Raw genomic sequence first — 22,999 nt, 5'->3', positions numbered from 1 at the left:
ATCAAAGGGGTACTGGGTGGACGAATACCAGCAGACCATTCGCGCGCTGTCCGACCGCATCGTGTTGGCGCAGACGCCGATTCGCGTGCTCGACGCGGTGAAGTGGGACGAGAGCATTCGCAAGAATTTCCTCGCGGCCAAGGGCAAGCAGATGCCCGAAGTGGATCGGGCCTACTACGAAAACCGCCCGCTCGGGTTCGACTCCGGCGCCGTAAAGCTCGAATTCCAGAACATCGAACGTGACATCACCCGGCAACTGGGGCAGTTCAACCCGGTCGGGCAGATCATGCGCCGCATGTGCAAGGAATACCGGATGGTCGTGCGCATGCTCGAAGCGCGGGGCACGCCTGATTTCGGTCTGATTTCCCAAGAGCTATACGGCGCTGCGTCCGATGCCTTCCACGCCGGCGACCCGACGCTGGCCGACCTCGGCATGATGCTCTCTGATTACTTGAACAACATCGCCGGACGTGGCGACCTCAAGGACGAGCCGAAAACCCTCAACGCAAAAGATGCGGTCGCGATGCTGCAAAGCCGCTTGAACCGGACCTTTGGCGAAGCCGAAGAAACCATTCGGGTGTTCGAGTCCGACGGCATCGTGGCCGACGCGGCGGCGGGCGCGGATTACATCAAGATCCGCAGCGACGCGATGTTCAACGAACGTGACGTGCGAGCATTGGAGGTCCACGAAGGGCTGGTGCACGTGGGCACGACGCTCAATGGCCAGAACCAGCCGATCTGCACCTTCCTCGCCAAAGGCCCGCCCTCGTCAACCGTGACACAGGAAGGCCTGGCGATTCTGATGGAAGTGATCGGCTTCGCCTCTTATCCAAGCCGTCTGCGCAAACTCACCAACCGCACCCGCGCCATTCATATGGCAGAAGAGGGCGCGGACTTCCTGCAGGTGTTCGAGTTCTACCGCGAGCAAGGCTTTGGTATGCCGGAAAGCTATGGCAATGCCAGTCGCGTGTTCCGAGGCTCGGTGCCGAATGGTCTGCCGTTCACCAAGGACTTGTCCTACCTGAAGGGCTTCATCATGGTTTACAACTACATCCAGTTGGCCGTGAGAAAGGGCAAGCTGGAGCAGGTGCCATTGCTGTTCTGCGGCAAGACCACGCTGGAAGACATGCGCACCTTGCGGCAATTGGTGGATGAGGGATTGGTCGTGCCACCGAAGTACCTGCCCGACCAGTTCCGCGACATGAACGCGCTGTCGGCGTGGATGTGCTTCTCCAACTTCCTCAACCATTTGAGCCTGGACCGGATCGAGGCGGATTACTCGAATATCCTGTGATAGTTTCCTACAGTTACGCGAACGACAAGGACATCGCTTGAAGTCTCTTCTGACGTTGCTGCTGCTCATTTCGCTCACCGGCTGCAGCCAACTCCTGTTCTACCCCGAACGCGAAGTGCCGTTGACCCCGGAAAAGGCCCACATCGCCTGGCGCGACGTAACCCTCACGGCAGCAGACGGGACGCGGCTCAACGCGTGGTTCCTGCCTGCGAAGGAAGGCGTCCCGGTCAAAGGCACGGTGCTGCACTTGCACGGCAACGGCGGCAACATGGCCTGGCATTTGGGTGGGAGCTGGTGGCTGCCCGAGCAGGGCTATCAAATTCTGCTGCTCGACTACCGCGGCTATGGCAAATCGGAAGGCGAGCCCAGCCTGCCCGCGATTTATCAGGACATTGACGCGGCGTTCGACTGGCTGAGCAAAGCCCCGGACGTACAGGGCAAACCGCTGGTGGTGCTCGGGCAAAGCATCGGTGGCGCATTGGCCGTGCATTACCTGGCCGAACACCCTCAACAGCGTTCGCGCATCAAGGCACTGGTGCTCGACGGCGTGCCCGCCAGCTACCGTGAAGTCGCGCGATACACCCTCGGCACGTCCTGGCTGACATGGCCCTTAAAGCGTCCGCTGTCGTGGGTGATTCCGGACGGCGACAGTGCCATCAACGGCATCGCTCAATTGAAAGGCACGCCGATGCTGATGTTCCAGAGCCTCGACGATTCGCAAGTCCCGCTTCACAACGGCATCAGCCTGTACCAGAACGCGCCGCCGCCCCGGGTGCTGCAATTGACCCGTGGCCCCCACGTCCAGACGTTCGCCGATCCGACGTGGCAGGAAGTGATGGTGCGTTATCTGGATGATCCGGCGCATTTCAGCGGCCTGCGTCGGTTGGCCGAAGTCCCCAACTATCCCGATCCTGATCCGAGCCAGAAGAAGGCTTCTACGCCGTCGGACAGTAAGCCTGAAGAGAAGCCGCAATGACCGAAGAGCGTAACCTCATCCCGCAAATCCTCACCGGCATCGCCTGCATTTTCGGCACCGTGGGCGTGCTGTGGTACTACGGCTACCTGCACTTCGCCAAGCCCGAGGACGCATTGGAATTGAGCCAGTTCACGATGCTCAAGACCGTGCCAGGGGAGGACTACAAAGTCGCGCTGGAACCTGCGCCGCAGGTCGCGCACTGCGTGGAAGGGGTGATGGTGCTGTTCGACAGCGAGCAGAAAGGCCTGACCGGTGTGCTGGTCAACGACCGCAAACAGGCCGTGCGTTGCGTGGGGCAGGAGACGCCGCAGCAGGTGCAGTAGACGTCGCTCCGTCATCCACAAAAAAGCCCCGCCTGTTCGTCAACAGGCAGGGCTTTCGTTTATCGCTGCAACGGGTTTATTGCATCGACGAACGCGGTGCGACCGGCTGGTTATCGTTGGAAATGGTGACTTCCACGCGACGGTTCATGGCGCGGCCCGAAGCGCTGGCGTTGTCAGCGACCGGGTATTCCTTGCCGTAACCTTGGGATACGACGCGGTCCATGCTCACGCCCATCTTCACCAGCGCCATGCGCACGGAGTTGGCGCGACGGTCAGAGAGCGACTGGTTGTAGCTGTCGGAGCCGGTGCTGTCGGTGTAACCCTCAACGATCACTTTGCGATCCGGGTTTTCCTGAAGGAACTGGGCCAGCTTGTTGACGTTGACCAGACCTGCGGATTTCAGATCAGACTTGTTCAGGTCGAACAGCACGTCGCCGAAGGTCACCAGCGTACCGCGCTCAGTCTGCTTGGCGTTCAGGCTGTTCTGCAGCGCTTTGATCTGCGCATCGCGAGCATCCAGACGCGCCTGGGCACGTTGGGCCGCAGCGTTCTTCAAATCGTTTTCAGCGGTCTTCAGGTTAATGGTTTGCTTCGCCAGCTCAACGCGCTGATTGGTCAGATAGGCCAGTTGGTCGACCTTCTTTTGATCTTCATTGTTGCGGTAGGCGGCGTCGGCCTTGTTCAGCCAATCGCTGGCGTCCTTGGTTTCCAGGGCCGCGAGTTCGGTGGATTTCGGGTTGCTTTGCAGCGCCGAGTAGTTAGTGCGAGCCTGTTCCAGGTTCACGTTCGGTTGAGAGGAGCAGGCAGCCAGACCAACGCTCAGGGCCAGCAGGGCAGGGATCAGTACTTGTTTGCGCATAATATGTTCGTCCTTTAAATCCAGTGGCAATGCTTGAAGTGCGGGAGGTTATTGAGCGGTCGGCTGAGCCTGACGCAGACCTTCTTCACGCAGTTCGTTGACGCCCTGACGCGCGTCCTGCACCGCTTTCTGTGCTTTCGCCGCTTGTGCCTTGCGTTCGGCTACACGAGCGTCCCATTCAGCTTGTTCGGCGTACTTGCGAGCTTCGTCGTATTTCTTTTCCTGCATGGCCAGTTCAGCTTGCTTGAACTTGTCCTGCGCCGACTTCATCTCGACGGCGGCGTACTCGGTGCCGCCCGCGCTGACTGCAGCGTTCACGGCAGATTGCGTCACCGCGTATTGCTCGCTTGGAGGTTTGCCCGCGCAACCGGCAAGGAGGAGGCTGGTGCCCACGACCAACGCGGCCAGTTTCAGCCCGCGCGGGCTCTTGAAGGTTTGAGTGGCGGTGCGGGTATTCATGGTGGTCAACTCCATTTTGAAACTCCTGAAAGCTAGATTTTCCATTTCAGCGCTGGCCAGGGCGGGGACATGACCAAGGTCGATTTCCGCTGCCACCTGTCGGCTTTTTCTGTAATGGCTAATGGGTCGGACCTTCACGTTTTTTGAATAGTTCAGACGTTTTCGCTCTTACCTGCGGGCGTTTTGTTACGCGCTGTAAAATTGGCGTTCGTAAATTGGCGCAAAAAAAGACGCGCCGACCCCGATTTCCGGGGCGGGCACGCGTACTTCTTGTGATCTGAAAGCGGCGTCGTGATCAGTGTTGAGCGTTGTCCTGCTGCTCGGACAAATCCTGCAGATAACGACGAGACAGTGCGAGGAATCGCGGCGTAGGGCCGACGTCCTCATACAATGGATCGCCTTCCTCGTCGGTGGCGACCACATGCTGGCCTTTGATGTAGGGAAAGCTGGCTTCCAAATCTTCCAGCGCAGCGCCGATCAGCTCGCCCAGCAGTTCTTCGGCAGAACGCTTGGGGTACATCTCGGCGATGGCGGCCAGGCGGGCCGCGGCTTCTACATCCAGGTGAACCGCGTAGCCGGTTTTGGTCAGGCGACCTTTCGCGGAATCTTCCCAGTGTTTTGCGAGCTCACGGATTTTCATAGAGACCTCTTCATCGACCCGCGCGTGGGCGGGTTCTGGCGAATTGTCGAGCCGTCGTCCAATGCGTGACGTGGCCCGTCTTGAGACTAGCTTGCTCCCGGCAGATGTAAGGCAAAGGGTTGCGTACGTGCATGAATTTGTCGCTCTATACACATTGATAGAGGCAAAACTTACGAGGGCGTTCAGTTCGGGATGACCGAACTGACTCAGGACAGAACAAAAAAACGCTGAAGGAGAAGGCTGGATGGCTGATATCGATGCACGATTGCGTGAGGACGTTCACCTGCTGGGTGAGCTATTGGGCAATACCATTCGTGATCAGCACGGGGCTGATTTTCTCGAAAAAATCGAGCGTATTCGCAAAAGTGCCAAAGCCGGACGCCGCAGCGCGACCCAGAGCACCGAGCAACTGAGTTCCAATCTGGAAAGCCTGGGCGAGGACGAGTTGCTGCCCGTGGCGCGGGCGTTCAATCAGTTCCTTAACCTGGCCAACATCGCTGAGCAGTACCAACTGATTCATCGACGGGATGACAGCAAGCCGCAGCCATTCGAGTCCCGCGTGCTTCCCGAGTTGCTGGAGCGTTTGAAGGAATCCGGGCAGTCACCTGAAGCCTTGGCGCGCCAACTCGGCAAGCTGGAGATTGAATTGGTGCTGACTGCGCACCCCACTGAAGTGGCGCGCCGTACCCTGATCCAGAAGTACGACGCCATCGCCGCACAACTGGCTGCCCTTGACCATCGCGACCTGAACCGTCAGGAGCGTGCGCAGATCACCGAGCGTCTGCAACGCCTGATCGCAGAAGCGTGGCACACCGAAGAAATCCGCCGCGTACGTCCTACCCCGGTGGATGAAGCGAAATGGGGCTTTGCCGTCATCGAAAACTCGCTGTGGCAGGCCGTTCCCAATTACCTGCGCAAAGCCGATCAGGCGCTGCAAGCTGCCACCGGTCTGCATTTGCCACTGGAAGCCGCACCGATTCGCTTCGCTTCATGGATGGGTGGGGATCGCGACGGCAACCCGAACGTCACCGCCGCCGTGACCCGTGAAGTGCTGCTGCTGGCGCGCTGGATGGCGGCGGACCTGTACCTGCGTGACGTTGATCAACTGGCCGCCGAGCTGTCGATGCAACAGGCCAGCCCTGCTTTGCAGGCCGAAGCGGGTGACAGCGTCGAACCCTATCGTGCCGTGCTGAAAAAGTTGCGTGAGCGTCTTCGTGCTACCCGTAACTGGGCCCATGCTTCACTGAAAGTCACTCAGCCTGCGCCGGAAGACGTGCTGAACAGTAACCGGGAATTGCTGGAACCCCTGCAGTTGTGTTTCCAGTCGTTGCACGAATGCGGCATGGGCGTCATCGCCGACGGTCCGCTGCTGGACTGCCTGCGTCGGGCCGTCACCTTCGGATTGTTCCTGGTCAAACTCGACGTCCGACAGGACTCCACGCGCCACAGCGCGGCCATGACCGAGATCACCGATTACCTCGGACTGGGGCGCTACAACGAGTGGAGCGAAGAGGCGCGCATCGAGTTCTTACTGGAAGAACTGAACAGCAAGCGGCCGCTGCTGCCATCGCATTTCAAACCGGCTGCTGACACCGCCGAAGTGCTGGCGACCTGTCGCGAAGTGGCTGCTGCCCCTGCGGCGTCTTTGGGCTCTTACGTGATCTCCATGGCCGGTGCTGCTTCCGATGTGCTCGCCGTGCAGTTGCTGCTCAAAGAGGCCGGATTACAACGACCGATGCGTGTCGTGCCGCTGTTCGAGACCCTTGCGGACCTCGATAACGCCGGGCCGGTGATCGAGCATCTGCTCAGCCTGCCGGGCTATCGCCTGCGTCTGCACGGTCCGCAGGAAGTCATGATTGGCTATTCCGACTCGGCCAAGGACGCGGGCACCACGGCGGCGGCCTGGGCGCAGTATCGTGCGCAGGAAAAGCTGGTGGAGATCTGCCGCGCCCAGCAAGTCGAACTGCTGCTGTTCCATGGCCGCGGCGGCACGGTGGGGCGTGGCGGCGGTCCTGCCCACGCGGCGATTCTCTCGCAGCCTCCGGGGTCGGTGGCCGGGCGTTTCCGCACCACCGAACAGGGCGAGATGATCCGCTTCAAGTTCGGGTTGCCTGATATCGCCGAACAGAATCTCAACCTGTACCTGGCCGCTGTGCTCGAAGCGACGCTCCAGCCACCGCCGTTGCCGGAGCCTGCGTGGCGGCAAATGATGGACGAGCTGGCGGCAGATGGCGTGAAGGCCTACCGCGCCGTTGTGCGCGAGAACCCCGAGTTCGTCGAATACTTCAGCCAGGCCACGCCCGAGCAGGAACTGGGCCGTCTGCCGCTGGGCAGCCGTCCGGCCAAGCGCCGCGCAGGAGGCGTCGAAAGCCTGCGCGCGATCCCCTGGATTTTCGCCTGGACCCAGACGCGCCTGATGCTGCCTGCATGGCTCGGCTGGGAAGACGCGCTGCGCAAGGCGCTGGAGCGAGGGCAGGGCGACCTGCTAGGGCAGATGCGCGAACAGTGGCCATTCTTCCGCACGCGCATCGACATGCTGGAAATGGTGCTGGCCAAGGCAGACAGCGACATCGCGCAGCTCTACGACGAACGTCTGGTGGAGCCGGGGCTGCTGCATTTGGGTGCACATTTGCGCGACCTATTGTCGCAGGCGTGTGACGTGGTGCTGGGGCTGACCGGCCAATCGCAGCTGTTGGCCCACAGCCCCGAGACGCTGGAGTTCATCAGCCTGCGCAACACCTATCTGGACCCCCTTCATCTATTGCAGGCCGAATTGCTGGCGCGCTCGCGCAAACAGGACGCGAGTCTGGACAGTCCTTTGGTACAGGCGCTATTGGTGTCTGTCGCAGGCATTGCCGCCGGTTTGCGTAACACCGGCTGACGCGGCGCTTGCGACGCGGGTGAGGGCGCAGGCCTTCATCTCGCGGCGCCTGGCTCATCGACAAGGATGCACACCCCTGAAGTTGCACCGGGTCGTACCAAAGTATTGATCGTTGGCAAGCTACTGGTTTTTCGCGGGTTGCTGCGACTTTTGGCGTCTTGTGCGGCATGAACCGGCTGTGTATCTTGATCAGCCTTTGGCCGTTGGGTCAGTTAATTTTTTAAAGTGATTGGCCCCATTTAGGCGAATCCGACGAAATCTCTATAAAAATTGAGGAGCACAACAATGCGCGTGATTCTGCTGGGAGCTCCCGGGGCCGGTAAAGGTACTCAGGCTACGTTCATCACCAAGAAATTCGGCATTCCGCAAATCTCCACTGGCGACATGCTGCGGGCAGCGGTCAAGGCGGGCACCGAGCTGGGCCTGAAAGCCAAAAGCGTCATGGACAGTGGGGGTCTGGTTTCCGATGACCTGATCATTGGCCTGATCAAGGATCGCCTGTCGCAGCCGGACTGCGCCAATGGCTGCCTGTTCGACGGTTTCCCACGCACCATTCCTCAGGCCGAAGCCCTGAAGAATGCGGGCCTGGCGATTGACCATGTGGTAGAGATCAAGGTCGATGACGAAGAGATCGTCAAACGCATTTCCGGCCGCCGTGTACACGAAGGTTCTGGCCGCGTTTACCACACCGTGTTCAACCCGCCAAAAGTTGAAGGCAAGGACAACGAAACCGGCGAAGACCTCGTTCAGCGCAAAGACGACGTCGAAGAGACCGTTCGCCATCGCCTGTCGGTCTATCACGCGCAGACCGAGCCTCTGGTCGAGTTCTACAAGCAACTCGAAGCCAAAGACGGCACGCCGAAGTTCAGCAGCATCGCGGGCGTCGGCTCCGTGGAAGACATCACCGGCAAGGTGAACGCAGCGCTGGGCTGATCCTTCATTAGCGCAGTGAACGACGGCCCGCTTGCGGGCCGTTGTTGTTTATAATGCCGCCTCATTTTTTGTAACGCTTTGTGCACCCCTTCATTCGCTCAACCACGGACACCCCGATGACGACCTTGCTGGCACTGGACACCGCCACTGAAGCCTGCTCAGTCGCTTTGCTGCACGACGGCAAAGTGCTGACTCACTACGAGGTGATCCCGCGCCTGCATGCGCAGAAACTCCTGCCCATGATCAAGGACCTGCTGGCCGAAGCGGGCATTGGCCTGTCCGCACTGGACGCGATTGCGTTCGGTCGTGGCCCCGGCGCGTTCACTGGCGTGCGCATCGCCATTGGCGTGGTACAAGGATTGGCGTTCGGCCTGGAGCGCCCGGTGTTGCCGGTTTCCAACCTCGCCACCTTGGCGCAACGCGCCTTTCGTGAGCGCGGGGTGACTCAGGTGGCGGCGGCCATCGATGCGCGGATGGATGAAGTGTATTGGGGCTGCTATCGCGAAACGGCCGGGGAAATGCGTCTGCTGGGCGAGGAAGCGGTGATGCCTCCTGAGCGTGCGGCATTGCCCATCGACGCGTCGGGCGAGTGGTTCGGAGCGGGCACCGGTTGGGGCTACGCCGAGCGCATCGCCGTCAACCTTTCCGGTCAGGACGCCACTTTACTGCCCCACGCCCAGGACCTGCTGACCCTTGGCACCTTCGCCTGGCACCGTGGCGAAGCTATTGTCGCGGACGACGCACAGCCCGTTTACCTGCGGGACAAAGTGGCCACCCCCAAGGCGCGTTGATCCATCTGAACCCTGTAGGAGCGAATTCATTCGCGAAGCATCCGCGCGGCCGGTAAATCTCTGTCTGCCAAACCCTTTTCGCGAATGAATTCGCTCCTACAGAGGATATGTGGTGTCTGTCCTCGCGTGGTGAGCCGCCCCGCGAATGCATCTTCTGCCGCACCATTACGCTGCCGTACCGCGCACCTGTAGGAGCGAATTCATTCGCGAGACGACGGTACAGCCGCCACGGCTCCATCGCCAGCAAGCCGCGCTATTACGGGCGTGATCACTCGATATCAACACGCCACAACTGAGACCCAAGTCACAGCATTCACTACCGTTCGGCGACAAAGCGATCATTTCTGCCCGGCGGTTTTAAACATTCGGCAATAACTGTGGTCTAGTTATCGTTCGCGAGTTTGCTTAAGTGGGTTCGTGAGATTAAATTGCCACTACAAGACGCCGAGTAAGCATCGATGCGGATTAACGGTCCTTCACAACGTTCGTACCCCATAAAGCGCAAGCCCCGCAAAGGTACTGCGACGATCGATAACGCCTCCGAAGAGGTGATCATCGACGACGTTGAAGAAGTCGTTCCGCAGACCGCTCGCCGTCAAACCGGTGGCACGGCCAATGTGCCGGCACGCCAACAGGACATCATTTTCCCGCGCGCCATGAGTCGCCGGGTGGCCAGTGCCCTGAGCAGCTACCTGACGACTTCAACGTTCGTCGATTGGGACCTCGAAGTCTCGGGCCTCGATCTGCACGTTTGAACGTCACCAATCCCCCTTATTTCATCGGTTGTCCGTCCTGGAGCGAAAGCGCCTGGCGTCAGTCGTTGTACCCGCCAGATGCCCGCACCTCCGATCTGCTTGAACTTTACGCTCAGGTCTTCAATGCCGTTGAAGGCAACACCACGTTTTACGCCCGTCCCAAAGACACCACTGTCGAACGCTGGGGGCAGGTCTTGCCTGAGCATTTTCGATTCACGGCCAAGTTTCCCGGTGACATCAGTCACGCGGGTGACCTGCGCGAACACCTGACTGCCGCGCAAGACTTCCTGAAGCTGATGGCCCCGTTGGGTGACCGCGTCCAACCCCTGTGGCTGCAGCTCCCCGCGACCTTTTCACCCCATCGCCTCGGCGAGCTGGCGACGTTTATCGACGCCTTGGAAGGCCGTGCCTTGGCAGTGGAAGTGCGCAACATGGGGTTCTTCGACAAGGGTGAAGGCGAGCGCATGCTCAATCGTCTGCTGCTCGACCGGGGCGTCGAGCGCATCTGTCTGGATTCGCGACCGCTGTTCAGTTGCGTGTCCCAAGACCCGGCCGTGCTCCATGCGCAATCGAAGAAACCCAAGGTGCCCGTACGCCCGGCTGCACTCACGTTATTCCCCCAAGTACGTTTCATCGGGCGTCCAGAACTGGAAGCGAACGAGCCTTTTGTCGAGCAGTGGGCGCTGAAAGTCGCGGCCTGGATCGAGGAAGGGCGCACGCCTTACGTCTTTCTGCACACGCCCGACAACATCCAGGCCCCCGACCTTGCCAGACGTTTCCATGAACAACTGCTGACATTGCTGCCAGGCCTGCCTGAATTGCCGACGCTGGAGCGTGGGCCAGAGGTGGAGCAACTCGGCTTGCTGTGAGGTCAGTTAGGGGGATGCCATTGTCCTCACTGCGGAAACCTCGCCCATGCGCGGCTCGACCCTTTTCCTGTTATTCCTTCTGGTGTGCCTCGGCATCGGGCTCTCGGTGTGGCGCGGTGGGTTGCCTGTCCCTGGGCGCTGGAACCCGTGGGCGCCGCTGGACGTGCGCGAACAACCGAACCTGCTCACCCCCTTCAAACTCTGGCGTTTGCAGGATGATCCGGCCCTGTGCGATCAGGCTTTGCAAACCTCAACCCTGCGCTATGCCCATCAGGCAGACAGCGCCGCCGACGCCAAATGCCCGCTGAGCAATACCTTGCGCATTCAAGGCGGAGACGTGGCGTTGAGCAGCAGCTTCCTTTCAAGTTGCCCTTTGGCGGTGGCCTACGCGCTGTTTGACATTCATGGCCTGCAACCGGCGGCTCAAGAGGTGTTTGGGGAGAAGGTCACGCAGATCGATCACCTCGGCAGCTTCGCCTGCCGCAATGTCTACAACCGCAGCGAGGGCCGCCTGAGTCAGCACGCGTCGGCCAATGCGCTGGACATCGCAGGGTTTCGTCTGGCAGACGGCAGGCGGATTTCCGTGCTCAAGGACTGGAAAGACGAGGGCGATAACGGGAGGTTTCTGAGGCTGGTCAGGGACAATGCCTGTCAGCACTTCAACACCGTGCTGGGGCCGGACTACAACGCGGCGCACCAGAATCATTTTCATGTGGACATGGGACGGTGGCGGGTGTGTCGGTAGCGTCAGTCTTGTAGGAGTGAGCTTGCTCGCGATCGCGTTTGATCAGTCACCACCTTGCCGTCTGACATACTGAATCGCGAGCAAGCTCACTCCTACAGGGGCAGCGTGTGCGCCCTAATCAGGCCGCAATCCGCAGATTCTGCAGCACGATCGGACGGGCCCAGCCGTTATCGAACTCCAGGTTACGCTGCTGTTCGCTCATTTCTTCAGCGCTGTACGGCGTGGCAGGCTTGTCGGCCAAATCCCATTCGAACTCGGCGATCGGCAGGAACAGAGGGCGAGGCTGAGGACCGGGGCCCGGCTCGACGCTGTCGTCGTAAGGGTTCAGCACGGTCGGGCGGACCCAACTGCTGTCGATTTCCAGATTGCGTTGCTGTTCAATCATTTCGCTGGCGCTGAACGGCACGGGCCGTTTGGCCAGGTCCCATTCGAATTCGGCGATGGGCAGAAACAGCGGCTCAGGCGGGGCAATTTCTGTGTCCACGACCGGGCATTCGCGCTGCTCGACGATTTTGCCCAACGTTCTGGCGCCCGCAACGGGTTCGCCGGTCATGTTGTCCGTCGCGGCTGCAACGGCGGGGTACTCGGAAGGCGCGGCGGCGTTGTCATCGACCTGCTGCGCCATCGCACGGGCAAACGCATCCTGCCAAAGCTGCGTGACGCCGCTCAGGGTTTCGGTATTGCGTACGCTGTAGTCGCCTGCGTACGTCAAATAACCTATCGAGGATGTTTGCTGAATGTCTGACATAAGCGCTCAGTACATGCCGTGGGTCTGGCAAAATGCCGGATACTTTCGTTATCGGCAGATGTTGCCAATCATTAAGAAAATTTGAGCGTGTTGAAGAGATGACAGAGCAGCAAGCGGGCAGCCGCATTCGCGTTGAAGCCCTGACGGCCGAAGCCCGGGAAAAAGCGGAACAATGGGCCATGCGTCTGGGCCTGCCGCTGGAGGACACCGAAGCGGATTTTGCCTTGCAATTGAACGATGACGGCCTGCAATTGCAACAGCTGGGCGACGATGCGCCGGGGCCTGTGCGAGTGGATTTTGTTGAGGGCAAAGCGGCCCACCGGCGCCTGTTCGGTGGCGGCAGCGGGCAGATGATCGCCAAGGCCGTGGGCGTTCAGCCGGGTGTCCGTCCTCGGGTGCTGGACGCCACGGCCGGGTTAGGCAAGGACGCATTCGTGCTGGCCAGCCTGGGCTGTGAAATGAGCCTGATCGAGCGCCAACCGATCATTGCCGCGCTGCTGGAAGACGGTTTGGCGCGGGGCGCTCAGGACCTCGACGTGGGCGCGATCATTGGCCAGATGCGTTTGCTGACGGGCAATTCGATCGAGCTGATGCGCCATTGGGAAGGCGAACCGCCGCAGGTGATCTACCTCGACCCGATGTTTCCCCATCGCGAAAAAACGGCATTGGTGAAGAAAGAAATGCGCCTGTTCCGCCCGTTGGTGGGCGACGACATGGACGCCCCGGCGTTGCTGGAAGCGGCGTTGGCATTGGCGACCCACCGTGTGGTGGTCAAACGCCCGCGTAAAGCCCCGTGCATCGAAGGCGCCAAGCCGGGGTATGCGCTGGATGGCAAATCCAGCCGGTATGACGTGTATCCGAAGAAGGCGTTGAAGCCCTAGTAACAACCGCGAGCAACCCTGTAGGAGCGAATTCATTCGCGATGGGCCCGGCCCGGCGATACATCTCTGTCGGATGTACCGCCGTCTCGCGAATGAATTCGCTCCTACAGGAGGTCGCGTTCAGCCCGCCTTATAAGCCCTCAAAAACAACGCCACCACTTCCTGCACATGCTGCTCGCTCGTTTCCTCATCTGGCACGCCGCCGTTGCCGATCAGCAACCGGAAATTGCACACGCCCTTGATCAAACTCAAAAAGTGCCCCGCCGCGCTCGCAGGTGAATCGAAATGCAAGCCGTCGGTGTCATTCACCCGCGTCAGAAATCGCTCCATTTCCTGCAGGATGCGTTGCGGTCCGGCTTCAAAAAACACCGCCGATAGCGTCGTATCCTGCGTGCCGAGGGCGATCATCAAACGGTGCAGTTCGATGGATTCCGGGCTGTTGATGAGGGTGTGAAAGCCTCTCGCAATACCCAGCAACACTTTCTCCACCGGCGCATTTTGCGCCACGACCACGAACAGTTCAGGCAACTGCTCCTCGCACCGGGCGACCACGGCCGCTGAAAACAGCGTCTCCTTGTCGGTGAAATGGCTGTAGACCGTGAGCTTGGAAACCCCGGCCTCTGCCGCCACCGCATCCATGCTGGTGCTTGCATAGCCATTGCGCACGAACAGGTCCTTGGCCGCGTCGAGGATCGCCTTTCGCTTGGCCAGATCTTTTGGACGACCCGGGCCAGCGGTCGAAGGGGCATCGATTAAATAGTTTTCAGGCATATTCGTTTGATTAGTGGACTGTTCAGTTCGGTAATTCTTAATATACTCGCCAGTACAATTATTCAAAGCTCCCTTTTGCCAAGGTGCCACACCATGTTTCGCGATGCCTTGTTCCTTGCTGTGCCCATCAGTCTGGTGTCGCTCCTCGCGGGCTGCGGTCAGGAAGTCTCAGTTCCCGCCACCGTGCGTCCGGCCATGGTAGTGCAACCGCAGCCGTCGTCCCAATCCATGGACAGCTATCCCGGTGAAGTCCGCGCCCGTTTCGAACCCGATCTGGCGTTTCGTATCCCCGGCAAAGTCAGCAAGCGCCTCGTGGAAGAGGGGGAGCGGGTCAAGGCCAACCAGCCCCTGGCCGAACTCGATGCCCAGGACGTGCGCCTGCAACTGGATGCCACGCGGGCACAGGTCGCTGCCGCCGAGGCGAATTTGCAGATGGTCCGCTCGGAACGTGACCGTTACAAGACATTGATGGACCGGCAGATGGTCAGCAAGTCGCAATTCGACAACGCCGAAAACCTGTACCGCGCCGGTGATGCTCGGCTCCGACAGCTCAAGGCCGAATTTACGGTTGCCGACAATCAGACCAGCTATGCCGTGCTTCGTGCGTCTCAGGACGGCGTCGTCGCCAAACGACGGGTGGAAGTCGGTCAGGTGGTGGCCGCCGGGCAAACCGTGTTCACCCTCGCCGCCGATGGCGAGCGGGAAGTCTCGATCAGCCTGCCGGAACAGAACTATGGCCGGTTCAAGATTGGCGACCCGGTATCGGTCGAGCTGTGGACCCAACGGGAACAGCGTTTCCCCGGTCGTATTCGCGAGCTGTCGCCGGCGGCTGATCCGAAATCCCGTACCTTCGCGGCGCGCATCGCCTTCGCCGGTGGCAAGGTCCCGGCTGAACTGGGGCAAAGCGCCCGCGTGTTCATTGCGTCCGAACACAACGTGCCGCTGTCCGTGCCGTTGTCAGCGCTGACTGCCGAGCAGGGGCAAACCTACGTCTGGCGTCTGCAAAGCGACAACACCCTCAAGCGAACCCCGGTGCAAGTCGGCGCCTACGGTCAGGAGTCGGTCCCGGTACTCGGCGGCCTCGAAGCCAGCGACTGGGTGGTGGCGGCGGGCGTTCATGTGCTGCACGACGGCGAACAGGTTCGCCCGGTCGATCGCAGCAACCGTGCGGTGAAACTGGCGGCGAAGGAGTAAGCACGGATGCGTTTCAACCTTTCCGAATGGGCCCTGCGCAATCGGCAGATGGTCCTGTACCTCATGATTCTTCTGGCTGTCGTCGGCGCGTTGTCCTACACCAAACTGGGACAAAGCGAAGACCCTCCGTTCACCTTCAAGGCCATGGTCATTCGCACGCTGTGGCCCGGCGCCAGTGCTGAGGAAGTGGCGCGGCAGGTCACCGACCGCATCGAAAAGAAGCTGATGGAAACCGGCGACTACGAGCGCATCGTCTCGTTCTCGCGGCCCGGCGAGTCCCAAGTCACGTTCATGGCGCGGGATTCCCTCGTCTCGGCCAAGCTCCCGGAGCTGTGGTATCAGATCCGCAAAAAGATCGGCGACATCCGTGCGACGCTGCCGCCGGGCACCCAAGGCCCGTTCTTCAACGACGAATTCGGCACCACCTTCGGCAACATTTACGCGCTGACCGGGGAAGGCTTCGACTACGCCGTGCTCAAGGACTACGCCGACCGCATCCAGATCCAGCTGCAACGGGTCAAGGATGTGGGCAAGGTCGAGCTGATCGGGCTGCAGGACGAGAAGATCTGGATCGAGCTGTCCAACGTCAAACTCGCCACCCTCGGTCTGCCGCTGCAAGCCGTGCAACAGGCGCTGGAAGCCCAGAACGCAGTCGTGGCCGCGAGCTTTTTCGAGACGCCGAGCGAGCGCATTCAGTTGCGCGTGACCGGGCGTTTCCAGACCGTCGATGAAATCCGCAACTTCCCGATTCGCGTCGGTGATCGCACGTTCCGCATCAGCGATCTGGCTGACGTGCGCCGTGGCTTCAATGACCCGCCTGCGCCCGAAATGCGTTTCATGGGGCAGAACGCAATTGGTCTCGCAGTGGCCATGAAGGACGGCGGTGACATCCTTGTTCTGGGACGCGCGCTGGAAGCCGAGTTCGCTCGCTTGCAGAACAACCTCCCGGCGGGCATGGCGTTGAGCAAAGTGTCCGATCAGCCCGCTGCCGTGAAAACCAGCGTTGGCGAATTCGTGCAGGTGCTCGCCGAAGCCTTGGGCATCGTGCTGCTGGTGAGTTTCTTTTCCCTCGGCGTGCGCACTGGCATGGTGGTGGCGCTGGCGATCCCAGTGGTGCTGGCGATGACCTTCGCCACGATGTATTACCTCGGCATCGGCCTGCACAAGATTTCCCTCGGCGCACTGGTGCTGGCGTTGGGCTTGCTGGTGGACGACGCGATCATCGCCGTGGAAATGATGGCGATCAAAATGGAGCAGGGTTACGACCGGCTCAAGGCCGCGAGTTTCGCCTGGACCAGCACCGCGTTCCCGATGCTCACCGGTACGCTGATCACCGCCGCGGGTTTCCTGCCCATCGCCACAGCGCAGTCGAGCACTGGTGAATACACCCGCTCGATCTTTCAGGTGGTGACCATCGCGCTGTTGGCGTCGTGGGTCGCGGCGGTGGTGTTCGTGCCCTACCTGGGTGAACGTCTGTTGCCCGATCTGGCGAAAATTCACGCGGCCAAACACGGCTCCGGCCCCAATGCGCCGGACCCCTATGGCACGCCGTTTTACACGCGTGTACGCGGTCTGGTGGGTTGGTGCGTGCGGCGGCGCAAGACCGTCATCGTGCTGACCATTGCCTTGTTCGCGCTGTCGATTTTCAGCTTCCGTTTCGTGCCGCAGCAGTTCTTTCCCGCCTCGGGAAGGCTGGAGCTGATGGTCGATCTGAAGCTGGCGGAAGGGGCTTCGCTGAGCAACACCACCGAGCAGGTCAAGCGTCTGGAAGAGATGCTCAAGTCCCACGCCGGGGTCGAGAATTACGTGGCCTATGTCGGCACCGGCTCGCCCCGTTTCTACCTGCCGCTGGACCAGCAACTGCCTGCCGCCAGCTTCGCGCAGTTCGTCGTGCTGGCCAAAACCATTGAAGACCGCGAAGCGCTGCGCACCTGGCTGATTCAGACGCTGGATGAGCAATTCCCGATGTTGCGTCCTCGGGTCACGCGCCTGGAAAACGGGCCGCCCGTGGGCTATCCCGTGCAATTCCGCGTCACCGGCGAGCACATCGATGAAGTGCGGGCGCTGGCGCGTAAGGTCGCCGCGAAGGTGCGCGAGAACCCTCATGTGGTCAACGTACACCTGGACTGGGAAGAGCCGAGCAAGGTCGTGTACCTCAACGTCGATCAGGACCGTGCCCGAGCGCTGGGCGTTACAACGGCCGACCTGTCGAGCTTCCTGCAAAGCCAGTTGACCGGCTCCAGCGTGAGTCAGTATCGCGAGGACGACAAGCTGATCGAAATCCTGCTCCGTGGCACCGAGCAGGAGCGCCACGATCTGGGCGGTATAGCGAGTCTCTCGGTGCCCACCGCCAACGGCAGCAGCGTCGCCTTGTCGCAAGTCGCCACGCTGGAATACGGCTTCGAAGAAGGGGTGATATGGCACCGTAACCGGCTGCCCAACGTCACCATCCGCGCTGATATTTATGGCAAGGAACAGCCCGCCACGCTGGTCAACCAGATCCTGCCAACGCTGGACGACGTGCGCGCGCAGTTGCCGGATGGCTATCTGCTGGACGTCGGCGGCACCGTCGAAGACTCCACTCGCGGGCAGAATTCGGTGAACGCGGGCGTGCCGCTGTTCATCGTGGTCGTGCTGACCTTGCTGATGATCCAGCTGCGCAGTTTTTCACGCACCTTCATGGTGTTTCTGACAGCGCCGCTGGGCCTGATCGGCGTAACGCTGTTCCTGCTGATCTTCCGCCAGCCCTTCGGCTTCGTCGCCATGCTCGGCACCATCGCGCTGTCCGGAATGATCATGCGCAACTCGGTGATTCTCGTGGACCAGATCGAACAGGACATCGCCGCCGGCCTCGACCGTTGGCAAGCCATCATCGAAGCCACCGTCCGCCGCTTCCGCCCGATTGTCCTGACCGCACTGGCCGCCGTCCTGGCCATGATCCCCTTGTCCCGCAGCGTGTTTTTCGGCCCGATGGCGGTGGCGATCATGGGCGGGTTGATCGTCGCGACCGCGCTGACGTTGCTGTTCTTGCCAGCCCTGTATGCGGCGTGGTTCAGGGTTAAGAAGGGGACGTAAAGGTGGTTCCCTGTGGGGGCGCAGGCAGATGTTGAGGCTGACACGGATTCAACTGTGAGCGAATTCATTCTGGGCGGCAGCCCGACGATTGGCCGGTACATTCGACACATTGGTTTTGTCTGTACCACCGTTTCGCGAATGAATTCGCTCCCACAGCTCCCGCGCTTGTCGCAGCACGCGGGTAAAGCTTGCTTGTGGCTGAACGAAACCACCGTTGCGCTTCTCGCCCTCACGAATATCACCTATATTCGCGCCGCCAGCCTCCGGCTGCTCAAGCACCTCCGAGTCAACGTCGTGTCAGGCGATAGAAGTCCATGTCCGAATCCTTCGAAGTTCCCAGCCCTCATGAACATCATGTCGAGCATGCGCACACCACCGGGGATCGGTTTGCCGGGAAGATCGCGGTCATGACCGCGATCATGGCGACGGTCGGTGCGTTGTTGAGCTATCAGGCCGGTTCCACTGAAAGCGAAGCGGCGATGGACAAGAACAATGCCGCGATCAAGAAGACCGAGGCGTCGAATCAGTGGAATTACTACCAGGCCAAATCGAGCCGTGAAAACCTCGCGGACCTGGCGAGCCACATACCCGGTCTGGACAGCGCGCATTACGTCGCGGAGGTCCAGCGTTACAAGGCCGATAAAGAGGCTGCCAAGCTCAAGGCCGAAGCCCTTGAGGCGCAGGCGCAAGCGTGGGACGAGAAATCCGAGCAGGTGCTGCATTCTCACCACCGCTGGGCGCAGGCAATGATGGCGATTCAGATGGCCATTTCTCTGGCCGCGATCACTTTGCTGACCCGCAAGGAGTGGCTGCAGAAAGTCTCGTACGGCGCGGGTGGCGTCAGTGTCTTGCTCGGCGTGATGGCCTGGTTGCATCTCTGAACGCGGCTCATGAAAAAGCCCCGGCACTTCGCAGTGTCGGGGCTTTTTGTTGCTCGCGAAAGGTGCCCGTTAAAGCGCGCCGAACACTTTCTTCGCCAGGCTGGTGGCGGCACCGGCCGGGTTGGCGCGGATGCCTTCTTCCTGTTTGGCGATCATCTCGAACAGGCCGTCGAGGGCTTTTTCGGTCACGTAGCCTTCGATATTCGAGTCTTTCGCATCGACCACGCCGAGGCTCGCGGCCTTGCCGGCGAAGCTGTTGTATTGCTGCGCCAGGCCCACTTTGTCGGTAGCTTGCTTGACGATGGGCAGGAACTTGGCGCGGATCTGATCGCGGCTGGATTTGTTCAGGTACTGAGTGGCCGAATCCTTGCCGCCGGTCAGCACGCCCTTGGCGTCAGACACGCTCATTTTCTTCACGGCATCTACCAGAATCGCCTGGGCCTGTGGCACAGCGGCTTCGGCTGCCTGGTTCATGCTGGTTTCCAACTGATCCACCTGATTGCCCATGCCCAGCAGCTTCATCTTGCTCGCCACTTTGCCCAGCTTGCCTGGCAGCTCGATGCGCACGTCCTTGTTGTTGCTGAATCCGCCCGGCACGCCCAATTGCTTGACGGCAATCTGCGCACCTTGGGTCAGCGCGTCCTTGAGACCACCGGTGGCGTCCGACTGCGAGAGGTCACCCAGCGACAGCGCGAAGGCATTGGCCGAGAGCAACAACCCGGCGAACAGGCCAGTGAACGAGAGGGAGCGAAGCAGCATGGGTAACGTCCTTTTCGGAGGTGAAGAAAATCGGGCAAAGGCCCTTTAGCTGGCCGGGTTTACCCGGATCTTGACCCGGGGTTTCTCTTCCAGCGTCAGGTCCACCGTATAGCGTTCAGTGCTGATCAGCAGCAGCTTGCCATCGACCTCGATGCGCGCGCTCACGGCATAGGTGTGGCCCGGTTTGACCTGTTGCTGATCGTAGGTCAGATGGAAGGGCAAAGGAACCTGTCCCTTGATCGGGCCGCTCTCGCTGGCCAGCGTCTGAGCCGGTGCGTCTGCCAGGGAGACGTCCTGCAGCGTGACTTTCAGGGTAGCGGTCGGCGGCAGTGCCATGCGTTGCAGGTAGAACACCTCGCCATCGAGGGTGCCTTTCAAATTGTCCGGTGCATGACCGGCGCAAGCGGCCAGGACGGTGGTGGCCAAGGCCAGAATCAGGTGTTTCATCGGGTGAATCTCCATGTCACAAAGGGGGCGTGCCCGCAGATGCCGTACGTTGAGCGCGATGGCTCAGACACTCGGGCCTGCGTCTAAGACCTCTTCATCGCGATGCAGTGCCACTTGGCGAATCGACAATCGAATTTCTGCTGGCAAAACCCGCTTGGCGGCGCCCTCGGCCAGTTCGCCCAACAGCTCGTGATAGCCCAGTTTGCCGGTGTCGTCCTTGCGCAGCACATCCTCGTCTAACAAACTCTGGATGAAGTGCCGGAACAGGCTCTTGTCGAAGAATTCCGGGGCGTTCAGGCCATGCAGGATCGACAGGCGCTGAGCCATGATCGTGCACAGGTCTTCCAGCTCTTCGGCCGTCAGCGTGTGCTGCCCGTTGTTCAGCAACAGCGCGATGGCCATGTAGAAACGTTGCAGCGTCTGGGCGATGGCACGGGACAGCAACGTCAGCAGCACAAAACTTCGCGAGCTAGGGGCCGGACGCAAATAGACGTCGTTCTCGAAGCGCAGCAGCCCTTGCTCGACGAACGCGGCCAGCCACTGGTCGATGACGCCATCCAGATCGTCCAGCGACCAGCGGATGAACAGCTCCGATTGCAGGTACGGATACAGCGCTCGGGTGTAGCGCAACACTTGCTCGCGGGTCATGCGCGACGAACTCTGGAAGAAGCTCGCCAGCAGCGCGGGCAGCGCGAAGATGTGCAGCACGTTGTTGCGGTAGTAGGTCATCAGGACGGCGTTTTGCTCGTCCAGATAAAGGATTTTGCCGAGCCTGTCGCTCTGCTCCGACAGCAGGTCCATACCTTTGACGTGCGCGATCAATGCCGCGCCGTCGCCTTCCGGCAAGGTGGTGTGGGGCGAGTACGGCACGCTGCGCAGCAGCGTCAGGTACAGGTCGAGCACACGGGACAGCGCGCGGTCGTCAAGCGCGTGCTTGTTGGTCGACAGCAGCGCCAGCGCCACCAGGTTGACCGGATTGACCGCCGCCGCTTCGTTCAGATGACGTGCGACCTGTTCACCGAGGCGATGGGTCGTGGCGTTAAGCCACGCGGGCTTGAACACCGGCCCCAGGTCCTGGGTGCGCCAGTCGGGCTGTTCGTGGTTGAGGAATTCTTCCAGCTTGATCGGCTCGCCGAAGTTCACCGACACCTGACCGAACTTTTGCTTGAGTGCACCAATGACTTTAAAGATGTCGAAAATCGACTCTTTTTTCTTCGTGGCCCCGCGCAGTTCGCCGAGGTACGTGCGGCCTTCCAGCACGCGCTCGTAACCGATGTAGACCGGCACGAAGACGATGGGCGTACGGGAATTGCGCAGGTAGCTGCGCAGGGTGATCGCGAGCATGCCGGTCTTGGGTTGCAGCATGCGCCCGGTGCGCGAGCGGCCGCCCTCAACGAAGTATTCGACCGGGAAGCCTTTGGTGAACAGGGTGTGCAGGTATTCGTTGAACACGGCGGTGTACAGCGGATTACCCTTGAAGGTGCGGCGCATGAAAAACGCCCCGCCCCGTCGCAGCAGTCCGCCAATGACCGGCATGTTGAGGTTGATGCCCGCCGCGATGTGCGGGGGCGTCAGGCCGTTGCGGAACAGCAGGTAGGACAGCAGCAGGTAGTCGATGTGGCTGCGATGGCAGGGCACATAAATGATCTCGTTGCCCTGCGCGACGTTCTGCACGCCTTCGATATGGCTGACTTTGATGCCGTCGTAGATCTTGTTCCAGAACCAGCTCAGCACCACTTCCAGAAAACGGATGGCGGTGTAGGTGTAATCCGAGGCGATTTCGTTGCCGTAATGCAGGGCTTTTTCCCGTGCTTTGGCTTCCGGGATTTTCTCGCGTGCCGCTTCGTCGAGGATCGCCTGTTTGACCAGCGGGTCGTTGATCAGGCCTTTCACCAGGTTGCGTCGGTGAGAAATGTCGGGACCGATGACCGCTGCTTTCAGGTTGCGGAAATGCACCCGCAACAGACGCTGGGCCATGCGCACGGTGCGCTCGTAGCCCTTGTTCTCATCGACGAGGTCGCGCACGTGGATTGGCGCGGAGAACTGCACGCGGGTCTTGCGGCCCAGAATCAGGATGGTGATGAACTTGCGCAGGCGTCCGGTCACGGCCCAGCTGTCGGCAAACAGCAATTTCCACGGGCTGTCTTCCTTGTCTGGCGACTGCCCCCAAAACACGCTGACCGGGATGATCTGCGCGTCTTCGGTGGCGTTCTGCGTGACGGCACCGACCAATCGCTCCAGCGTCGGTGGGGCGCCGCGTTTGTCTTGACGACCCAGCCAGTCGGGCTCAGGCGTGAGGTAAAAGAACGCAGCGGGTTCTGTCAGATCGCCGACCGCCACCGGCAGCACCGGGCGCGGCAAACCGGCCTTGCGGCACTCGGTGTCGAGCACGGCCAGATCGGTCATCGACGGGTTTTGCAGCGCGTAAAACACCGGTCGGCTGCGGTCCAGATTGAGGGTGAAAGACGACTGATTGATCGTCTCCGAACGCACCCACACATACAGCAGGCGACGCAGGGTGCCAAAAACGAGACGACGAAACGGGGAGCGGGTCATACGAATTCTGCGCTGAGGGGCAAAGCCCACGAAGCGGTCAGTTTGCCGGATATGGCGGGGATGGGCAAAGCGGCGGCGGGAAGGGGCGGGTAATTCCCTGTGGGAGCGAATTCATTCGCGATGCGATGGTGAAGCCGGTACGCATCTGGGGGATGCACCGGC

Annotated in this window: 21 protein-coding genes; 13 read left to right on the top strand and 8 right to left on the bottom strand. The window is 60.7% G+C overall.

The window, feature by feature from the left end:
- Nucleotides 1-16: 16 nt before the first annotated feature.
- Genes AAEO81_RS24895 through AAEO81_RS24885 form a run of 3 tightly spaced genes read left to right on the top strand, consistent with a single transcriptional unit; the run spans nt 17 to nt 2,593 of the window.
- The gene (locus tag AAEO81_RS24895) at nt 17-1,294 is read left to right on the top strand and encodes a flavohemoglobin expression-modulating QEGLA motif protein (protein WP_166593575.1); all 1,278 of its coding nucleotides are present in this window, start codon (nt 17-19) and stop codon (nt 1,292-1,294) included.
- 37 nt (nt 1,295-1,331) lie between these two features.
- Nucleotides 1,332-2,270 (top strand): alpha/beta hydrolase, encoded by a 939-nt coding sequence (locus AAEO81_RS24890; protein ID WP_341959634.1) that lies wholly within the window; start codon nt 1,332-1,334, stop codon nt 2,268-2,270.
- Entirely contained in the window at nt 2,267-2,593 is a 327-nt protein-coding gene (locus tag AAEO81_RS24885) for a hypothetical protein (RefSeq protein ID WP_341959633.1), read from the top strand. Before AAEO81_RS24890 ends, AAEO81_RS24885 begins: the two co-directional genes overlap by 4 nt.
- A 76-nt stretch (nt 2,594-2,669) precedes the next feature.
- On the opposite strand, the gene AAEO81_RS24880 is transcribed toward AAEO81_RS24885, so the two are convergent.
- The 3 genes from AAEO81_RS24880 to AAEO81_RS24870 all read right to left on the bottom strand — a co-directional run bounded on the left by AAEO81_RS24880 (nt 2,670) and on the right by AAEO81_RS24870 (nt 4,551).
- Nucleotides 2,670-3,452 (bottom strand): OmpA family protein, encoded by a 783-nt coding sequence (locus AAEO81_RS24880; RefSeq protein ID WP_341959632.1) that lies wholly within the window; start codon nt 3,450-3,452, stop codon nt 2,670-2,672.
- Between the two features lie 48 nt (nt 3,453-3,500).
- Nucleotides 3,501-3,926, bottom strand: coding sequence for a DUF4398 domain-containing protein (locus AAEO81_RS24875; RefSeq protein ID WP_341959631.1), 426 nt, complete (start codon nt 3,924-3,926; stop codon nt 3,501-3,503).
- Nucleotides 3,927-4,206: 280 nt separating this feature from the next.
- On the bottom strand, nt 4,207-4,551 hold the full coding sequence (locus tag AAEO81_RS24870; protein ID WP_166593570.1) for a pilin assembly protein: 345 nt from the start codon (nt 4,549-4,551) through the stop codon (nt 4,207-4,209).
- A 244-nt stretch (nt 4,552-4,795) separates the two neighbouring features.
- On the opposite strand from AAEO81_RS24870, the gene ppc reads away from it, so the two are divergent.
- The 6 genes from ppc (at nt 4,796) to AAEO81_RS24840 (ending at nt 11,525) form a co-directional block, all read left to right on the top strand.
- Nucleotides 4,796-7,432 (top strand): phosphoenolpyruvate carboxylase, encoded by a 2,637-nt coding sequence (ppc, locus tag AAEO81_RS24865; protein ID WP_341959630.1) that lies wholly within the window; start codon nt 4,796-4,798, stop codon nt 7,430-7,432.
- A gap of 285 nt (nt 7,433-7,717) precedes the next feature.
- On the top strand, nt 7,718-8,365 hold the full coding sequence (gene adk / locus AAEO81_RS24860; protein ID WP_341959629.1) for an adenylate kinase: 648 nt from the start codon (nt 7,718-7,720) through the stop codon (nt 8,363-8,365).
- 116 nt (nt 8,366-8,481) lie between these two features.
- Nucleotides 8,482-9,156 (top strand): tRNA (adenosine(37)-N6)-threonylcarbamoyltransferase complex dimerization subunit type 1 TsaB, encoded by a 675-nt coding sequence (gene tsaB, locus AAEO81_RS24855; RefSeq protein ID WP_341959628.1) that lies wholly within the window; start codon nt 8,482-8,484, stop codon nt 9,154-9,156.
- A gap of 458 nt (nt 9,157-9,614) precedes the next feature.
- Nucleotides 9,615-9,911, top strand: a complete 297-nt coding sequence (locus tag AAEO81_RS24850; RefSeq protein WP_341959627.1) for a hypothetical protein — start codon at nt 9,615-9,617, stop codon at nt 9,909-9,911.
- The gene (locus tag AAEO81_RS24845; protein WP_341959626.1) at nt 9,908-10,780 is read left to right on the top strand and encodes a DUF72 domain-containing protein; all 873 of its coding nucleotides are present in this window, start codon (nt 9,908-9,910) and stop codon (nt 10,778-10,780) included. The genes AAEO81_RS24850 and AAEO81_RS24845 overlap by 4 nt, the downstream gene beginning before the upstream one ends.
- A 46-nt stretch (nt 10,781-10,826) precedes the next feature.
- Nucleotides 10,827-11,525, top strand: a complete 699-nt coding sequence (locus AAEO81_RS24840) for an extensin family protein (protein WP_341959625.1) — start codon at nt 10,827-10,829, stop codon at nt 11,523-11,525.
- Between the two features lie 118 nt (nt 11,526-11,643).
- On the opposite strand, the gene AAEO81_RS24835 is transcribed toward AAEO81_RS24840, so the two are convergent.
- On the bottom strand, nt 11,644-12,273 hold the full coding sequence (locus tag AAEO81_RS24835; protein WP_341959624.1) for an energy transducer TonB: 630 nt from the start codon (nt 12,271-12,273) through the stop codon (nt 11,644-11,646).
- Nucleotides 12,274-12,371: 98 nt separating this feature from the next.
- Here AAEO81_RS24835 and AAEO81_RS24830 point away from each other — a divergent pair, with 98 nt between their 5' ends.
- The gene (locus tag AAEO81_RS24830) at nt 12,372-13,154 is read left to right on the top strand and encodes a class I SAM-dependent methyltransferase (RefSeq protein ID WP_341959623.1); all 783 of its coding nucleotides are present in this window, start codon (nt 12,372-12,374) and stop codon (nt 13,152-13,154) included.
- 120 nt (nt 13,155-13,274) lie between these two features.
- Here the strand turns inward: AAEO81_RS24830 and AAEO81_RS24825 are convergent, their stop codons facing one another.
- A complete protein-coding gene (locus AAEO81_RS24825; RefSeq protein ID WP_341964612.1) occupies nt 13,275-13,925 on the bottom strand; it encodes a TetR/AcrR family transcriptional regulator in 651 nt (216 codons plus the stop codon).
- A gap of 93 nt (nt 13,926-14,018) precedes the next feature.
- Between AAEO81_RS24825 and AAEO81_RS24820 the strand changes: the two genes are divergently transcribed.
- The 3 genes from AAEO81_RS24820 to AAEO81_RS24810 all read left to right on the top strand — a co-directional run bounded on the left by AAEO81_RS24820 (nt 14,019) and on the right by AAEO81_RS24810 (nt 19,075).
- Nucleotides 14,019-15,119, top strand: a complete 1,101-nt coding sequence (locus AAEO81_RS24820) for an efflux RND transporter periplasmic adaptor subunit (protein ID WP_341959622.1) — start codon at nt 14,019-14,021, stop codon at nt 15,117-15,119.
- A gap of 6 nt (nt 15,120-15,125) precedes the next feature.
- Complete coding sequence (locus tag AAEO81_RS24815) at nt 15,126-18,194, top strand: efflux RND transporter permease subunit (protein WP_341959621.1); 3,069 nt, start codon at nt 15,126-15,128, stop codon at nt 18,192-18,194.
- Between the two features lie 314 nt (nt 18,195-18,508).
- The gene (locus AAEO81_RS24810; protein WP_341959620.1) at nt 18,509-19,075 is read left to right on the top strand and encodes a DUF4337 domain-containing protein; all 567 of its coding nucleotides are present in this window, start codon (nt 18,509-18,511) and stop codon (nt 19,073-19,075) included.
- Between the two features lie 69 nt (nt 19,076-19,144).
- Here AAEO81_RS24810 and AAEO81_RS24805 read toward each other — a convergent pair whose 3' ends face one another.
- The 3 genes from AAEO81_RS24805 to plsB form a co-directional block, all read right to left on the bottom strand.
- A complete protein-coding gene (locus AAEO81_RS24805) occupies nt 19,145-19,834 on the bottom strand; it encodes a DUF4197 domain-containing protein (RefSeq protein ID WP_166593558.1) in 690 nt (229 codons plus the stop codon).
- A 45-nt stretch (nt 19,835-19,879) separates the two neighbouring features.
- On the bottom strand, nt 19,880-20,281 hold the full coding sequence (locus AAEO81_RS24800) for a YbaY family lipoprotein (RefSeq protein WP_166593557.1): 402 nt from the start codon (nt 20,279-20,281) through the stop codon (nt 19,880-19,882).
- 63 nt (nt 20,282-20,344) lie between these two features.
- Nucleotides 20,345-22,837, bottom strand: a complete 2,493-nt coding sequence (gene plsB / locus AAEO81_RS24795; protein WP_341959619.1) for a glycerol-3-phosphate 1-O-acyltransferase PlsB — start codon at nt 22,835-22,837, stop codon at nt 20,345-20,347.
- Nucleotides 22,838-22,999 lie beyond the last annotated feature (162 nt).

The organism is Pseudomonas sp. RC10 (assembly GCF_038397775.1).
GTDB classification, from domain to species: domain Bacteria; phylum Pseudomonadota; class Gammaproteobacteria; order Pseudomonadales; family Pseudomonadaceae; genus Aquipseudomonas; species Aquipseudomonas bambusae.
This window is presented reverse-complemented; position numbering and strand designations above follow the sequence as displayed.

Bases quoted from the DNA above. Each gene is read 5' to 3' on its own strand.
- AAEO81_RS24885 (WP_341959633.1), top strand. From the start codon at position 2,267: ATGACCGAAGAGCGTAACCTCATCCCGCAAATCCTCACCGGCATCGCC.
- AAEO81_RS24880 (WP_341959632.1), bottom strand. From the start codon at position 3,452: ATGCGCAAACAAGTACTGATCCCTGCCCTGCTGGCCCTGAGCGTTGGT.
- AAEO81_RS24875 (WP_341959631.1), bottom strand. From the start codon at position 3,926: ATGGAGTTGACCACCATGAATACCCGCACCGCCACTCAAACCTTCAAG.
- AAEO81_RS24870 (WP_166593570.1), bottom strand. From the start codon at position 4,551: ATGAAAATCCGTGAGCTCGCAAAACACTGGGAAGATTCCGCGAAAGGT.
- ppc (WP_341959630.1), top strand. From the start codon at position 4,796: ATGGCTGATATCGATGCACGATTGCGTGAGGACGTTCACCTGCTGGGT.
- adk (WP_341959629.1), top strand. From the start codon at position 7,718: ATGCGCGTGATTCTGCTGGGAGCTCCCGGGGCCGGTAAAGGTACTCAG.
- tsaB (WP_341959628.1), top strand. From the start codon at position 8,482: ATGACGACCTTGCTGGCACTGGACACCGCCACTGAAGCCTGCTCAGTC.
- AAEO81_RS24850 (WP_341959627.1), top strand. From the start codon at position 9,615: ATGCGGATTAACGGTCCTTCACAACGTTCGTACCCCATAAAGCGCAAG.
- AAEO81_RS24840 (WP_341959625.1), top strand. From the start codon at position 10,827: ATGCGCGGCTCGACCCTTTTCCTGTTATTCCTTCTGGTGTGCCTCGGC.
- AAEO81_RS24835 (WP_341959624.1), bottom strand. From the start codon at position 12,273: ATGTCAGACATTCAGCAAACATCCTCGATAGGTTATTTGACGTACGCA.
- AAEO81_RS24830 (WP_341959623.1), top strand. From the start codon at position 12,372: ATGACAGAGCAGCAAGCGGGCAGCCGCATTCGCGTTGAAGCCCTGACG.
- AAEO81_RS24825 (WP_341964612.1), bottom strand. From the start codon at position 13,925: ATGCCTGAAAACTATTTAATCGATGCCCCTTCGACCGCTGGCCCGGGT.
- AAEO81_RS24820 (WP_341959622.1), top strand. From the start codon at position 14,019: ATGTTTCGCGATGCCTTGTTCCTTGCTGTGCCCATCAGTCTGGTGTCG.
- AAEO81_RS24815 (WP_341959621.1), top strand. From the start codon at position 15,126: ATGCGTTTCAACCTTTCCGAATGGGCCCTGCGCAATCGGCAGATGGTC.
- AAEO81_RS24810 (WP_341959620.1), top strand. From the start codon at position 18,509: ATGTCCGAATCCTTCGAAGTTCCCAGCCCTCATGAACATCATGTCGAG.
- AAEO81_RS24805 (WP_166593558.1), bottom strand. From the start codon at position 19,834: ATGCTGCTTCGCTCCCTCTCGTTCACTGGCCTGTTCGCCGGGTTGTTG.
- AAEO81_RS24800 (WP_166593557.1), bottom strand. From the start codon at position 20,281: ATGAAACACCTGATTCTGGCCTTGGCCACCACCGTCCTGGCCGCTTGC.
- plsB (WP_341959619.1), bottom strand. From the start codon at position 22,837: ATGACCCGCTCCCCGTTTCGTCGTCTCGTTTTTGGCACCCTGCGTCGC.